Origin of the sequence: Janthinobacterium sp. UMAB-56, assembly GCF_900095265.1 — a bacterium.
Lineage (GTDB): Bacteria > Pseudomonadota > Gammaproteobacteria > Burkholderiales > Burkholderiaceae_D > Janthinobacterium.
This window is the reverse complement of record NZ_LT607675.1, coordinates 40,996-42,433: the sequence shown is the minus strand read 5'-3', so window position 1 is coordinate 42,433 and position 1,438 is coordinate 40,996. Positions and strand designations below refer to the sequence as shown.

Below are 1,438 nucleotides of genomic sequence, written 5' to 3'. Positions count from 1 at the left end.
TTGGAACAGTGTACGCAAAACCTGCCTGGCCTTGAAGAGCGGCCAACTACGCATAGGTACATTATCCAACGAATCTAAACAGCTAATATATTGCAAGGAAGCGATAGTGCTACGGTTGTTGACTTGTACAATAGGCAATTGCATGATGATGAAAAAAAATTAATCGAAAAAAAATCAAATGGAAATATTGAGGGGGAGAATAGATTAAAAAAAGCTGCGTGTTACGAGGTAAAGTGCTGGGCACAGTATCCAGTCGGTAGCGCTGAATATAACGAAAATTATGTTGGTGCTGTAGAGGTTTTGGGTTTAAGGACGGAGTCAGAGTGGGTTAAAAATAAAAAAGAGGATGGTTACTTTAATTATTCTGGTGGAGAGAAGTTTGTTGATGATCTGAGAGGTGAAGCTGTTCCTGCCATTTTGAACGGAGTGGGGGGCGGGGTCAGGTCCGGCATTCGTACACGATCTCAGCCTTGGCCGTCGCGATCTACGGCAAGTTGCGCTTTATTAAATGCCGATACGGCCCGACTTACCGTCCTGCTTGACACGTGAAAAGCGGCGGCGATGTGGGACATGGTAAAAGCGGTTGACAGATAAGCGCGTGCCATGGCCACATCTCTGTCGCTATAGCGCGCCCGAAACTGCTCTAATGACAGCGTGACAGCGCGGCGCTGCGACATTGGCGTATCTCTGGGCGTCTCGATGCGCTGCGATTGCTGATGTGCTGAAATGAAGGCGTCATCGCCTAGAAGAATCTGGTGGCAGGTGCGTGCGAGCGGACTCGCCTCGCCCATTCCGGCGGCGATAAACCGGCAATAAGCAGGGACTGCCTCGTCGCGCGTAGCGCCAAACTGGCTCAAGAGCCAGTTACGCGTCAACCAGCATGGAGGTAATGCATCGTCCAAAACGTAGTGATGGCTGCTCCAGTACCAGTCATCGGGGGATGCCACCATGTGCGCCCGCACTGGATTCAAGACGATGTAGCGGGCCACTTCCAACAGATAGTTTTCTTTCTGCACCAAGATAGCTTTGTAGCGACCTTGTAATACATGTCCAACAAGCTTATGGCGCCGGTTGAAATACTGAGTATAAACGCCGTTCAGCTGGCGCATGCCCTGCGACAGATTAGCCTCGACCGTTGCAACGAGCAGATGATAATGATTGGTCATCTGGCAAAAGCTATGCACGACAAAATGGTGCCGCTCACATACCAACGCAAGCACTTCTTGCCAGGCTAGGCGATCGGTATCGTCCCGGTAAATGGCGCCGCGCCGGTCGCCGCGCGAAGTAACGTGGTAGAGGGCGCCGGCGAACTCAAGTCGTAGTGGTCGCGTCATGCGGTAGATGGTACCTGAGCTATGTGCATTGGCGCTGAGATTGCGCAGAGGTTTGGAAATAGATATGGCTGAGGCCGTGTCCGAATGGCGGACCTGACCCCGTC

At 51.8% G+C, this 1,438-nt stretch carries 1 protein-coding gene; it reads right to left on the bottom strand.

Translation table 11 applies throughout. The features are described 5' to 3' along the window. Nucleotides 1-464 precede the first annotated feature (464 nt). On the bottom strand, nt 465-1,438 hold a 974-nt coding region (locus K0F85_RS27135; RefSeq protein WP_306986124.1), incomplete at its 5' end, for a transposase.